This is a genomic window from Mesorhizobium sp. B1-1-7 (assembly GCF_006442705.1).
GTDB classification, from domain to species: domain Bacteria; phylum Pseudomonadota; class Alphaproteobacteria; order Rhizobiales; family Rhizobiaceae; genus Mesorhizobium; species Mesorhizobium opportunistum.
Window position 1 is genome coordinate 160,720 of the sequence record NZ_VFWQ01000007.1, and the last position, 13,672, is coordinate 174,391.

At 64.5% G+C, this 13,672-nt stretch carries 10 protein-coding genes; 6 read left to right on the forward strand and 4 right to left on the reverse strand.

Annotation, left to right across the window (positions count from 1 at the left end; translation table 11 throughout):
• Positions 1-165 precede the first annotated feature (165 nt).
• Together FJ978_RS13840 and FJ978_RS13845 are read left to right on the forward strand one after the other, a co-directional pair.
• On the forward strand, positions 166-1,557 hold the full coding sequence (locus tag FJ978_RS13840; protein ID WP_140572540.1) for a multicopper oxidase family protein: 1,392 nt from the start codon (positions 166-168) through the stop codon (positions 1,555-1,557).
• Between the two features lie 83 nt (positions 1,558-1,640).
• Positions 1,641-3,089: an NAD(P)H-dependent oxidoreductase gene (locus tag FJ978_RS13845; protein WP_140572541.1), complete on the forward strand. Its 1,449-nt coding sequence runs from the start codon at positions 1,641-1,643 to the stop codon at positions 3,087-3,089.
• A 31-nt stretch (positions 3,090-3,120) separates the two neighbouring features.
• On the opposite strand, the gene proC is transcribed toward FJ978_RS13845, so the two are convergent.
• From proC to FJ978_RS13860, 3 genes are all read right to left on the reverse strand, one after another.
• Positions 3,121-3,936 carry a pyrroline-5-carboxylate reductase gene (proC, locus tag FJ978_RS13850; protein WP_140572542.1) on the reverse strand — a complete coding sequence of 272 codons (816 nt, stop codon included), beginning with the start codon at positions 3,934-3,936 and terminating at the stop codon, positions 3,121-3,123.
• A gap of 61 nt (positions 3,937-3,997) precedes the next feature.
• Positions 3,998-5,326: an O-antigen ligase gene (locus tag FJ978_RS13855; protein WP_140572543.1), complete on the reverse strand. Its 1,329-nt coding sequence runs from the start codon at positions 5,324-5,326 to the stop codon at positions 3,998-4,000.
• A complete protein-coding gene (locus FJ978_RS13860) occupies positions 5,295-6,293 on the reverse strand; it encodes a glycosyltransferase (protein ID WP_140572544.1) in 999 nt (332 codons plus the stop codon). The genes FJ978_RS13855 and FJ978_RS13860 overlap by 32 nt, the downstream gene beginning before the upstream one ends.
• 171 nt (positions 6,294-6,464) lie before the next feature.
• On the opposite strand from FJ978_RS13860, the gene FJ978_RS13865 reads away from it, so the two are divergent.
• The 3 genes from FJ978_RS13865 to FJ978_RS13875 are packed head-to-tail and all read left to right on the forward strand — an operon-like array spanning position 6,465 to position 9,372.
• On the forward strand, positions 6,465-7,631 hold the full coding sequence (locus FJ978_RS13865; RefSeq protein ID WP_140572545.1) for a glycosyltransferase family 4 protein: 1,167 nt from the start codon (positions 6,465-6,467) through the stop codon (positions 7,629-7,631).
• Complete coding sequence (locus tag FJ978_RS13870) at positions 7,628-8,431, forward strand: WecB/TagA/CpsF family glycosyltransferase (protein ID WP_140572546.1); 804 nt, start codon at positions 7,628-7,630, stop codon at positions 8,429-8,431. The genes FJ978_RS13865 and FJ978_RS13870 overlap by 4 nt, the downstream gene beginning before the upstream one ends.
• Positions 8,428-9,372 (forward strand): DUF6492 family protein, encoded by a 945-nt coding sequence (locus FJ978_RS13875; protein ID WP_140572547.1) that lies wholly within the window; start codon positions 8,428-8,430, stop codon positions 9,370-9,372. The genes FJ978_RS13870 and FJ978_RS13875 overlap by 4 nt, the downstream gene beginning before the upstream one ends.
• Positions 9,373-9,427: 55 nt before the next feature.
• Here the strand turns inward: FJ978_RS13875 and FJ978_RS13880 are convergent, their stop codons facing one another.
• Positions 9,428-10,723 (reverse strand): lipopolysaccharide biosynthesis protein, encoded by a 1,296-nt coding sequence (locus FJ978_RS13880; RefSeq protein ID WP_140572548.1) that lies wholly within the window; start codon positions 10,721-10,723, stop codon positions 9,428-9,430.
• Positions 10,724-10,922: 199 nt separating this feature from the next.
• On the opposite strand from FJ978_RS13880, the gene FJ978_RS13885 reads away from it, so the two are divergent.
• Positions 10,923-13,505 (forward strand): GumC family protein, encoded by a 2,583-nt coding sequence (locus tag FJ978_RS13885; RefSeq protein ID WP_140572549.1) that lies wholly within the window; start codon positions 10,923-10,925, stop codon positions 13,503-13,505.
• Positions 13,506-13,672 lie beyond the last annotated feature (167 nt).

Genomic DNA, 13,672 nt, shown 5'->3' on the forward strand with positions numbered 1-13,672 from the left:
CTGCACATGCTTGGCGCTGGGCAAGCGCATGGCGCATGCCTGATAATGCCCATCCAGGCGCCCTGTAGACGCAGTGTGCCGTTCTCGGCATTTGCGCCGATGGCTCGTCTGTGATCCAACGCCGCGATAAATGCCAGATAGTCATCCTGGCAGTTGGAGCGCTGAATGACCCTATTCACACGCCGCGGGCTTTTGAAAACGGCCGCGATCGCCGGCATTGGCGGAGTTGGGATCCCGGCCATGGGCAGGCTCGGCGGTTGGGCCGCCGCGCCCGAACCGGTGGTGCTGCAGACGGCCAAAATCCAGACGAAGCTGATGGACGGCGGCCTGACCAGGGAGGTACTGACCTATGGCAATGCCGGGATGCCGCCGGTGCTCAGGATGAAAAAGGGCGAGCCTTTCGCCGCACGCCTTGTCAACGCCATCGACGACCCGACGACCATCCACTGGCACGGCATTCGCGTGCCGAACAAGATGGATGGCGTGCCCTTCCTGGTCCAACCCTACGTCTACACCGGCGACCATTTCGACTACGCCTTCACGCCGCCCGACGCCGGCACTTTCTGGTATCACCCGCATTGCAACACGCTGGAGCAAATGGGCCACGGCCTGACCGGTGTGATCGTGGTCGAAAACCCCGGCGATCCGAAATTCGACGCAGAGTTCGTCCTCAATCTGCGCGACTGGCGCCTTGGCGACGACGCCCAGTTCATCGACCAGTTTCGGCCGCGTGATGCCGCGAGAACCGGCACCTACGGCACGGTGCGGACCGCGAACTGGCTCGACCAGCCGCAATATGATGCACCGGCGGGTGGGCTGGTGCGGCTGCGCGTCGCCATCACCGACGTCACCCGCATCTATGCCTTCCGCGTCGACGGGGCCGAGGCGACCGTCATGGCGCTCGACGGCAATCCGGTGCCTGAGCGTTTTTCGCCCGATGCCTTGCTGCTTGGACCGGGACAGCGCATGGAACTCGCCATCCGCATGCCCGACGAGGAGGGCGCAATCGTCAGCCTGCGGGATGTCAGGGGCACCAAGCCCAAGATCCTCGCCAACCTGCGCGCGACCGGCGGCTCGCTCAAACGGGACGTTCGTGACATTGCTCCGCTCGAGGTCAATCCGGTGAAGGAAGTGGATCTCACCGCTGCCCAGCATATTTCCCTGGCCCTCAGCGCCACGGCCGAAAACGTCCCGAGCGACAGCATCTGCGGTTCGCTCGGCTACAGTTTCTGGGCCATCAACAAGGTGCCGTGGCCGGGTGATACGCCGGATCCGACGGCACCGCTCGCTGAATTGAAGCTGGGCAAGAGCTATGTCATCGACATGGAGAACCTGACGCCGCAATCGCATCCCATGCATCTGCACGGCATGAGCTTCAAGGTGCTGTCGTCCTCGACGCGCCAGGTTCAGCCGCTGATTTCGGACACCTATCTCATCCAGCCGAACGAGAAGGTTCAGCTTGGCTTCGTCGCCGACAATCCCGGCGACTGGCTGCTGCATTGCCATGTCATCGAGCATCAGAAATCGGGCATGACGAGCTATGTTAGGGTGGTGTGAAGCCGCATCAGCGGTTTCGTTGGCAAGGGAGGGCGGTTCCCTGCTATTGCCGCCTCTAGATCATGAACCATGGACGCGCCAGCATGACCAATGTCGCCCTGACCGGGCTTGCCCGCGATCTCGCCAGGCGTGCCGCCGAGGGTCGGCCGGTGCGCATCGGTGTCATCGGCTCGGGCGAAATGGGCACCGACCTAGTCACCCAAGGAATGCTGATGCCTGGCATTTCGGTCTGCGCGGTCTCGACCCGGCGCCCGCACACGGCGCGCGAGGCCATCCGCATAGCCTATGGCGATGAAGCCATGGCGGTTGAAGCAAACACCGCGTCCAAGGTGACCGCCGCGATCGAAGCGGGAAAAATCGCCATCACCTCCAACGAGATGCTGGTGACCAATCCGCTGATCGAAATCGTCATCGACGCCACCGGCAAGCCCGGTGTCGCTGCCGATTTCTGCCTGTCAGCGATGGAGCACGGCAAGCATCTGGTGATGATGAATGTCGAGGCCGACGTCACCATCGGCTGCTACCTCAAACAGGAGGCCGACCGGCTTGGTGTCGTCTATTCGGTCGGCGCCGGCGACGAGCCGTCGAGCTGCATGGAGCTGATCGAGTTCGCCTCCGCGCTGGGCCTGACCATCATCTCGGCCGGCAAGGGCAAGAACAACCCGCTCAACCACGATGCGGTGCCTGACGACTATCGCGATGAAGCGATCCGCCGCAACATGAACCCGCGCATGCTGGTCGAGTTCGTCGATGGCTCCAAGACCATGGTCGAGATGTGCGCCATCGCCAACGCCACCGGTCTGGTCCCGGACGTGCCCGGCATGCACGGCCCGAAAGCCGACCGCGACGACCTCGTCAAGGTGCTCATACCACGCGAGGATGGCGGGCTGCTGTTGAAGAAAGGCGTCGTCGACTACACAATCGGCAAGGGCGTCGCGCCCGGTGTCTTCGTCATCGTCGAAGCGACGCATCCGCGCATCATCGAGCGCATGGACGATCTGCATATCGGCCACGGCCCCTATTACAGCCTGTTCCGGCCATATCATCTGACCTCGCTGGAGGTGCCGCTGACCGCCGCCCGCATCGTGCTCTTCGGCAAGCCCGACATGGTGCCGCTGCCACGGCCCGTTGCCGAAGTCTGCGCCGTCGCCAAGCGCGATCTCGCCGCCGGCGAAACCCTCGATGCGATCGGCGAGACCTGCTACCGCTCCTGGACCATGACCGTCGGCGACGCCCGTATCCAGCGCGCCGTGCCGGTCGGCCTGCTCGAGGGCGGCAAGGTGCTGAAGCCGGTCAGGAAAGGCGAGTTGCTGACCGCCGACAACGCCGCGCCGGACCAGACGACGAGACTGTATGCGTTGCGCCGGCTGCAGGACGAGATGCTGTACGGTGGCGCTGAACTGAATCAAGAAACAGGCCGCAACCTCTCAGAACGATTGGCTGCAATCGCTGGCAATCTCAGGACCAAAGGTAGCGAGGGTGGCCGGGCTGTGAACAAGGATGAGATCGACGATATGTGGGGCAATCCCTGATGTCGAGCATCGGCGACGTTCGACGGGCGGCTTACTTCCCCAACTCGATCGACCGCAGCCGCGCCGCTTCCACCGCTTGCGTCAGCAGATTGGTCAGCCGGTGCTCGCCCATCAGCACGCCAAGTGCTGCCGCCGTGGTGCCGTTGGGGCTGGTAACCTGCTGGCGCAGCACGCCTGGATCCTCCTGGCTCTCTGCGGCGAGCGAGGCGGCGCCATAGACGGTCTGCATGGCGAGCAGCTTGGCGGTCGCCACCGGCAAGCCGGCCTTCTCGGCGGCGACGGTCAGCGCTTCGATGAAGTGGAAGATGTAGGCCGGCCCCGATCCCGAAACAGCGGTCACCGCATCCATCAGTCCCTCGTCGTCGATGGTGGCCACTTCGCCGCTTGCTGAAAGCAGATCGGCGACGAAGCGCATTGTATCGTCAGAGACGAGCGGATTGGAAAACACCACCATCATGCCCTTGCCGATCGCCGCGGGCGTGTTGGGCATGCAGCGCACGATCGGTGCGCGGTTGCCCAGGATTTCCTCGAAAGTGGCGGAGGGCGTCCCGGCGGCGATGCTGACGAAGGTGGTGCGGCCATCGCCGAAACGTTTGTAGGCGGCGGTGACGTCGCGGATCACCTGGGGCTTCACCGCGATGACGACGAGATCAGGCACGGCATAGGCGGGAACAGCTCCGGCATCCGCCGCGGTGCCGCAGCCCAGTGCGGCGGCGCGGTTGCGCAGGTCGGCATTGGGCTCGACCACGAAAACCGCCGAAGGTGCAAGCTTGCCGGATTTCAGCCAGCCCGAGAGCATGGCGTAACCCATATTGCCGCAGCCGGCGAGAACAAGCCTGATAGTCATCGAAAGCCCTCCGAAGCAAGGCCCTGACATAGACGCTCGCGGTTCTCTGGGGAAGCCCCTGTCAGGCCGGGCGGGAGGCGTTGCGCACCGCGATCGGCCGCAACGACACCTGCCTCAGGCCAAGCACGCCGAACACGAAGAACAGCCAGACCGGGTCGCCGCGATGGAAGAAGAAGCTTTCGAGGAAAGCGTTGAGCCCCGTGAACAGCACCACCATCATGAAGAAGTCGCCGAGATAGATGTTTTCCTTGCGCAGCGGAATGCGCATGTAATCGCGCAATGGCGCGATGAGGAAGGTGTAGACCGCCACGCAAAGGGCGGGAACGCCCATCAGCACGGCGATGTCGAGATAGCCGTCATGGCCGTGTACGATGGTTCGGATGTCCCAGGGACGGTCGAAGGGCTGGTCCTGGTTGAGCAGCAGCGGTGTGCCCCAGAAGCTTTCATAACCGTAGCCGGTCCATGGCTTCTTCGCCAGCATCGAGCCGGCGAATTCCCACAGCGTTGTGCGCCCTGTGTAGGTGAGATCGGGAAAATAGATCGCCGCCAAATGTTTGACCGGCGGCAGGAAGACGATGCCCAGCGTTCCGACCGCCGTGGCGACGATCGCCAGCGCAAACAGGATCGGTGTCCCGAGCCGCATGCCTATCAGGCTCGGGAACATCACGATTAGAATCGAGAACGGCACCAGGCCGGCGGTGGTCTTGGACCCGGTGTGCAGCATGAAGATCATCGCCGCGCAAAAGATTGCCGCACCCCACCAGCGTTGCCCGCGCCGGTAGAGATAAAGTCCCGCGAAGCTGAAGCAGGCCATGATCGGGCCGGCGATGTTCTTGTGGGTGAACACGCCGCGCCACAGGCCCGCATGCTCGGGCTCCTGCGAATCGGCGGTGTGCATCGCCTCGTGCGGAAAGACGATCAGGCCGAGATAGGAAAGGCCCATGACGACGACGGCGGTGAAGATGATGACCTTGGAAATGGCCTCGGCATCGCGCGGCAGCACCAGGATCGTTGCCATGGTCAGGATGCCGATCATGGTGAAGGACGCGGCGCGCATGGCCGAAGGCGGGTCCGTCGCCAGCACCACCGAGAGGAAAAAGAAGCCCAGCATCAGCATCCAGGACGGGCTGATCAGCGAGCGCACGATGCGCGGATCGGCGAAAGCCATCAGCGAGAAGATCGAAATTCCGCCGAGCGCTCCGAAGCCGAGCTGGTTGACGATGTCGCCGCCGTCACCGGTGAGCTCGGCGCCGGCCGGCTGGAACGGACGGAACGACACCATGATGACGGTGAACAGCAATGCGGCGATCGCGGTCGCCACGCCGTCACGCGTGAACGCGGCGCTGAGCGGCGCGCGCTCAGTTTTTCTCGGGCTGGCGATACTGCTCATTGGCATATCCAAATTCGGCCAGCACGCGGCCGAGCGCCACATGAATGGGATAGATGGCGATCGCCGGCGATCCTGTCCGCGCCAGCCGGATCAGGCCGCGAAACGGTGAGGCGGCAAGCAGCGCCAGGCTCTTCGCGAACACCTTGGCGCCGGCCATCGGCGTGCCGGCACGTTTCTTCTTCTCGACCAGCGTCGAGATGACGCCGTTGCGCAGGCTGCGCGCACGGATCCAGTCGGCTTCGACACGCCGCGCCGGGACGATCTCCCGCACTTCCGCTTCGGCGCACCACCCCAGCACGAAGCCTCTCTGCGCCGACCGGCTGAGGAAATCGGAATCGCCGCCACCCATGAAATTGAATTTGAGATCGAGGAAGGGCGGCCCCATGGCGGTAAGCACGTCGCGCCCGACCAGAAGATTGCCGGACGAATAGAGCGCCGGCACCCGGCCAGTCTCCCGGTAGGGAGGTGCAAAGACCGGATGTTCGGCCCATCGCGCATGGGAAGGATCGGCAAAGACAGGCACTTGCGGGCCGCCGACGATATCGGCGCGGAGCGTTTCGGCTGCTCGGCACATCCGCTCCAGCCATTGCGGCTCGGCGATCTCGTCATCGTCGATGACCAGCAAATGCCTGAAGTTCGGAAAGTGCAGGATCGCCGTCTGCCATCCCGCATTGTAGGCGCTGCAATTGCCGCGCTCATGCGCAATGATAACCATGCCCGGTATCTCGCCGCACTCGAACAGTGGCAGCGCCGCCTTGGCGCCTTCACGCGCCTTGGCCTCGTTTTCCATGACGATGACGGCAAAGCGCCTGCCGGTCCGCTGCGCCCGCAGCGATGCCAGCGTTTCCAGCACCTGTTCGGGCCGTTTGAAGGTCGGCAAGGTGACGACCGCTTCGACAGCCTCCGCGTCAAGCCGGGGAGACCGTCCTGCGATCGATACCGAACCGTCCGATGGCAAAGGGATCATCCGTGTCCAGCCGCCTAGTGAGTTGGGTTCTGGTAGCATCACGGTGATAAGGTTTCGTTAATCACCTTGCACGGAGAAGCCCGCCGGCTATGGGCTTTCGGCCGTTGATCGTGCTCGCTTAATCAAGGGTTCACCGCGCTTTGCTACCGGCTACACCACAGGATAGGTGAAATGCATCTGCTGTTCGCCACATCGATCGTGCCCGATGGCGCTCTCGCCTCCGGCTACGAGATCGCCAATGCTGCAATCATCGCCGCCTTGCGGCGCGCTGGCGCGCGCGTCACGGTCATCGGCTTCATTTGGCCGGGGAGGGCTGCGGCCGATCCGCAAAACACCGTCGTGCTGGGTGCCGTCGACGTGCGCACCGAAAATGCCTCCGCACTGCAAAAGCTGGCCTGGGTCGGCAAGGCGATGCTTTCGGGTCTTACCTTCGCGTCGGTCAAGTTACGGGCGGTGTCCGACAGCGATGTTCTTGCCTCCATCGAACGCGCCGGCCCCTTCGACGGCTATGTACTGAACTCCGTGCAGTTCGCCGGCGCTTTCGAAAAGCTCTTCGAAGACCGGCCTTCGATCTTCGTCGCCCACAATGTCGAGCATCTTTCGGCACGGGAAAATGCCGCCGCCGCCACGGGCATCTTCCAGCGCCTGTTGTTCCGCCGCGAGGCAAGGCTGCTCGAGGTCGTGGAAGAGCGTCTCTGCCGCCAAGCGCGCTTCGTCTTCACGCTGGCCGAGGAAGATCGTGCAGCCCTTGGTGTTGCCGCCGATGACCGCTCGGCGGTGCTTCCGCTGGTAACCGGCGCCAAGGCCCGGAAAGGCCCGCGCCACATCGACTGTGACGCGGCGCTGATCGGCACCTGGACCTGGCAGCCGAACCGCATCGGCCTCGACTGGTTCCTGGACAAGGTGGTGCCGCATCTGCGGCCCGATTTCCGCATAAGGATCGCCGGCAGCATGCCGTCGGGCGTCACCTCGGCGCATCCGGGTGTCGAGTTCGTCGGCCGCGTGCCCGATGCCCAGGCCTTCGTGCGCGCCGCCGCCGTCGTCCCGCTGATCAGCACCGCCGGCAGCGGCGTGCAGCTGAAGACCATCGAGACCTTCGAGCTCGGCCTGCCTTCGGTCGCCACCAGCCGCTCGCTGCGCGGTATCGGCCATCGGCCCGCCAATTGTATCGTCACCGACGATCCGGCCAGCTTCGCCAGGGCGCTGGAAGCTGCCGCAGCCGACATCCGCGACGTCGACGGCAGCGCGTTCCATCGCGAGCAAATCAGGGCGCTCGATGCTGCCATCCGGCTCGGCCTCGAAAAAATCGGAGTGGTCAGGCAGGAGGCGTTTGCATGAACATGCACACCGCCCGCGCCGCGTCCGGGCTCGACACGTTGAAGACGATCCTCGGAATCTCGGTGCTCGCCATCCGCTGGGATGATGCGATCGCCCTGCTGAACCGGCTAATCTCCGAGCGGCGCTTCACCAAGGTCAGTTTTCTCAACGCCCACAATGCCAACATCGCCTATACCGACCCTGTCTTTGCCGAGGCGCTCGACGATTTCCTCATCCTGCCGGATGGCATCGGCGTCGATCTTGCCGCGAAGCTGCTCTACGGCGCGCCGTTTCCGGACAATCTCAACGGCACCGATTTCGTGCCGGCCTTCCTGCGGGCATCGACGAAGCCGCTGACCGTCGGTCTGCTTGGTGCCACGCGTGTCAACGCCGAGGCGGCGTCGGTCAAGCTGGCGGCCCTTGCCACGCAGCACCGCTTCGTGGTCATTCACGACGGCTATTTCTCCGCCGCGCAGGAACCGGAGATCATCGGCCGGATCGCAAGGCTGCGGCCTGATATGCTGCTGGTCGCCATGGGGGTGCCGCGCCAGGAATTGTGGATCGAACGCCATATCGACGAACGCCATTGCACGCTGCCGATCGCGGTCGGCGCGCTGCTCGATTTCCTGAGCGGCTCGGTGCCGCGAGCACCAATGTGGATGCGCCGCCTGAGGCTGGAATGGCTGTTCCGGCTGGCGGTCGAACCGGGCCGGCTCTGGCGCCGCTACGTGGTCGGCAATCCCTTGTTCTTGTGGCGGGTCGTCAAGCAGAAATGGTCGGGCGGCCAGGCTGTCGCGGATGCACCAGGAGAGCTCCGTTGAACAAGCGGTTCGTCCCAGACCCGCTTGCCGGCTCGGGCCTGTTGCCGAAGACGCCGACGGTGGCGGTGGTAACGGCAAGCTACGCGCCGGATTTCGAGCGTTGCCGCCTGTTGTGCGAAACGCTTGACCGGCATGTCTCGGGTGTGGCGCACCACTACATCCTGGTCGAACATCGCGACGTCGCGCTTTTCCGCCAGTTGCAGACCAGCCGGCGCACGGTCGTCGATGAGCGGGACCTGCTGCCGCGTTGGCTGCGCGCTTTCGATGATCCGCTCAGCCTGTTTCGCCGGCGCGTCTGGCTCAGCCTGAAAACGCAGCCGCTGCGCGGCTGGCACGTGCAGCAGCTGCGCCGCATCGCGATATCGGCGCATGCCAGGGAAGACGTCTTGATCTTCTGCGATTCCGACGTCGCGTTCCTCAGGCCTTTCGACTGCAGCGCCTTCTGGCGCGATGGCAAGGCGCGGCTGTTCCGCCGCGATGGCGTGCTTGCCGATGATGTGCTTGCCAATGACGGGTATGACGAGCACCGCATCTGGTCGCGCAATGCCGGCTCGGCGCTCGGCATCGGTTTGCCCAGAACGTCGGCCCACGACTATATCTCGACACTGATCGCCTGGCGCCGCGACACCGTGCTGGCCATGTGCGGCCGGATCGAGAAGGTCCATGGCCGCGACTGGGTCGAGGTCATCGGCTCGGCGCGCCAATTCTCCGAATGCATGATCTATGGCCGCTACGTCGACGATCTCCTCGACGTTGCCGGCCACTTTCACGGTTCGGAAGAGTTCTGCCGCGTCCACTGGACGGGCGAGGCGCTGTCGGACGACGAGTTCCGCCGCTTCGTTGCCGGCATGGCGCCGGAGCAGGTGGCGATCGGCATGCAATCCTTCATCGGCACCGATATCGGCCGCATCCGCCGTCTGATCGGGCTGGCTGAGGCATGATCCCGAAAAGTGGGAAGCGGTTTTCGGAAAAGATCATGCTCGGAACGAGCATGCCCTAAACCGGCTTTGCCGGCCTGCGCAGCGCCGAATAGGTCAGCAGCATCGACGCCAGATAGAGCAGCAGGAAGACGACGTTGAGCGACAGCACCAGCTTCGGCGTGTCGGAGATGGTGGTCAGCACATAGGTCAACAGCAGCGCCTTCAGAGCGGCGAGAAGGCCGAGATTGAGCGCCCGCACCAGCGTCTGGCCGCGCGCGAACAGAAGCTCGGCCTGGTATTCGACCAGATTACGCAGTCCCGGAACGCAGATCGCCAGCGCCACCAGCGGGGCGGCTTCGGAGACGTTCCTGCCGAGCGCGTTGGGAAAGAAGTGCAGCACGATGCCGAGCGTCAGCAGCGCAAGCGTCGAGACCGCGAACACACCGCCCTCGATGCCGCTCTTGACCGCCAGCCGTGACAACAGTTCGGGCGCGCGCATCATGCGCTGCACCAGCATCATCGAGAAGGTGCGGATCGGGATCGCCGTCAGGTCGACCAGCCGCATGATGATGGCATAGATACCGGCCAGATGCGGCCCGCCGATCGCCAGCACCAGAAGCTTGTCGAACTCCATCTGCAGGTAGAACAGCACCTCGGCGCCGGCCACGTAGACGGAATCGGCGAGCCGCCTGAGATAGAGCTCGATGCGCAGCCGCAGCCGCTGGCGCGGATAGAACCAGCCGAAAGCCAGAAGCAGCGAGGCGGCATTGGCACCGATATAGAACCACGACCATACCCAGACGCTGTGCTGCGCCGAGATCATGAAAAGCACCGCGCCAAGCGCCCGCAGCGCCGTGGTCAGGATCGCCAGCAGGGCGGCGCGGCCGAACTTCCCCAGCCCGTTGTTGACGATCAGCGCCACCTCGACCGGCCGCCACAGCAGCGCTTCGGCGAACACGATCGCCGAAAACACCGGCAGCGGCACGGTGTTGGCGAAGAAGATCAGGTAGACGCCGAATGAGGCTGCCGCCAGCAGCGGCAGCGAGACGATGCCGAGCAGCAGGAAGCCGGCGGTGAAGGTGCCGATCAGGTTGGGCCGGATGGTGGCGGTGCGGTAGAGCGCCGAAATGAAGCCGAAGGCCAGGAGCCGCGACAGCATCACCCCGGCGGCGGACGCTGTGGCGAACATGCCGAATTCGGAGATGGACAGCGTGTTGGCAAGTGCGATGAAATAGGCCAGCGAAAACACCAGCCGACCGCCGGCGCCGCTGATCGCCGAAAAATAGTCGCGGACCAGCCCCCGTCGTTCGGCCACGAAAGTGCCGATCCGGGCGAGGGGCCGCCTTTGCGGTATGTCGCTGGCCTCAGTCATGCGTCAAGGAAATGCATAGGTGGGAAAGCTTAACGTGCCGTTCTGAGGCTTTTGGGTGCGTTGGGAAAATTGTGCCGCCGGGCGGAGAAACGGCATGCCGGGCGGGCAAAATTAACGTTTTGTTTTCCATGCCTGTTTAGCGTGGCTTAACGAATGGCCAACGCCGTTCTGCAAGCCGCCAAGGGTAAAGCTCCGGACAATGGCTGACAGGGAAAACCGCGAGGACTGGAAGCGTGAGCGTTCGCTGCTGGCGCTCGGCCAGGCCGTGCGCGGTGAGGACGATCCCGACGCATCCCTGGTCTCGATAGGGGACCGGGCCGATCCGTCATGGCGCGAGGATGCCGCCACGCGCCATCGTCTTGCCCGTTCACGGCGTCAGGCCCGCACGGATCCAACCTCGTCTGCCGACGTCGGAGCCGGGCGGTTTCTGCCGGACGAACAGCCGGAAGCGGCTGCACGGGATGACGCCTGGCGTGCGCAGGACGACTATGGCGCCGGCGATCAGCCGGCACGCATGCCGCACGCAAGGATGGCTGCCGAGGAGGTTTCCGCCAGCGCCCGCTCTCATGACAGGTCCGGATCCCGTCGTGGCGAAGCGGATGCATCCTTTGGCGATCGCGGCGACGATCAGCAATGGAAGCCGCTGATCGATCCAATGCAGGTGGTGCGCGGCGTCGCCAGGTCGAAGCTGCTGATCATCACGACGACGATACTGGGTGCCGGGCTCGGCATCGCCATAGCGCTGTCGACGCCGAAAAAATATGAAGCCACCGCCGAACTCATCGTCGATCCGCGCGACCTCAAGCTCACCGACCGCGATCTCACCCAGAATGTGGTCGCTTCCGACGCCACGCTCGCCATCGTCGAAAACCAGGTCCGGGTGCTGACCTCGGGCACGGTGCTGAACAAGGTCGTCGACAAGCTCAACCTGGTGAACGATCCGGAGTTCAATGGCGAAGGGTCCGGCGGCCTCGGCATCAGGTCGCTCATCCATTCGATCCTGTCGCGCGAGGATGGCCCGGGCAGTGTCGACGAGGTGCGTCGCCGTGCGCTCGCCGTCGGCAATCTGGCCGAAAGCCTTTCGGTCGAGCGCGGCGGCAAGACCTTCGTCATCACCGTCAGCGCGACCACGCAGAATGGCGAGAAATCCGCCCTCATCGCCAACACGATGACGGATGTCTTTCTGCAGACCTTCGGTCAGATTCAGTCCGATACGGCCGGCCGCGCGACGGATGAACTGACGGCAAGGCTCGATGAGCTGCGCAAGGGCGTCGAGGCGGCCGAGCGCAAGGTCGAGGATTTCAGGGCCACGCACGATCTTGTCGACGCGCAGGGCCACCTGATCAGCGACGACGAAATGCTGAAGCTCAACGAACAGCTCTCGGTCGCCCGCGCCCGCACGCTGGAACTCAATGCAAGGGCGGCTTCGGCGCGCTCGGTCGACGTCAATTCGGTGCTCTCCGGCACCCTGCCGGAAGAGATCAACTCCAACACGATGAGCGACCTGCGCTCGCAATATGCAACACTCAAGCAGGAAGCCGACCGCGCCGCCATCCGGCTTGGGCCGCGCCATCCCGAACTCCAGGCCCTCGACGCACAGATCGCCGGCGCCCGCGACCGCATCGCCGGCGAATTGCGCCGCATCGCGTCGTCGCTGCAGGTCGACCTGAAACGCGCCGTCCAGCTCGAACAGGATCTTTCTTCTCGCCTTGCCCAACTCAAAGTCCGCAGCGGCGATGTCAACAACGACCTGGTGTCGATGCGCGAACTGGAGCGTGAAGCCACCGCCAAGCGCTCCGTCTACGAACAGTTCCTGCTACGCGCCAAGGAGACCGGCGAGCAGAAGGACATCAACACTGCCAACATGAACGTCATCTCCAAGGCCTTTGCGCCGCTCGAGGCGAAAGGCCCGTCACGGGCCGTGACGGCGCTCGCCGGCTTGCTTCTGGGCTTTGCCTCCGGGATCGGCCTCGGCGCCATGCGCGGCGCCTATGAAAGCTTGCGCGAGACCGCGACATCGCGCTCGCGCCGCGATCGCAAGACGCCTCTCGAAGACCAGGCGTTCCGCGCACCTCCTCCGCCTGCGCCGCCAATGCCGGCAGTGCCCATGCCCCCGGCACCGCCCCCTCCTCCGCCTGCCTCGCTGCCTCCCGCGCCTATCGCGCAGGCCGAAGCCGTTGCGGAAGAACGGCCCGGGCGGATCGGCGCGCTGATGGCGAAGCTGCGCAACGCCATGTCCAGCAAGCCGTCCGCCGAAGCGGACGACGACAACTCGAGCGAGTTCGCTGCCTTTGGCGAAAATGCGTGGCCGGCGGATGCCGCCATGCCTTCTCGCTATCCGAAACCGAATTCCGGCTTCATGCCGCCGCCGGGCGCGACGGCCTATCCCCGGCCGCCTTTTCAGCCAGGCTTCGACGCCGCCTATTCAGGGCCGATGGGCCCGCCGTCGCGGTCGCCCGTGATGCCGCCGCAGGCGAACTATCCGGCGCCCCCCTTGCCGTCCTATCCCCCGGTGCAGCCGGCGGGCCATCCGCAGATGCAGCCGTGGCAGCCGCCGGCGGGCTCTCCCTACGCCCAGGCCATGGCGCCCTATGCAGGACATATGCCGTATCCGCAACCGCAGCCGCAGGCCTATCCGGCCCAGCCATCGGCGGAGCCTCGTTCGCAGGTCGAGGAAAGCGCCGAACAGGCGCCGATCGAGGAAATTCGCGCCAGCCTGCGCGAATTCCGCGAAGCGGTCCGCGAACTCACCGAGAGCCGCGCCCGCCGCCGCTACTTCTGAGCCATACGAAAGTCGCTGGTGCCGAACAAAACCGTGCCGGTTTCGAGTAAACGGCATGAGACGGCGCTTTGACGGGATTGCGTGCTTGAATTTTCGTGAGAATGCCGCGCTTGCGCAAGTCGCCAAGGCATGCCTTTGGAACTTGATCCAGGATTTGAGCGAAACGG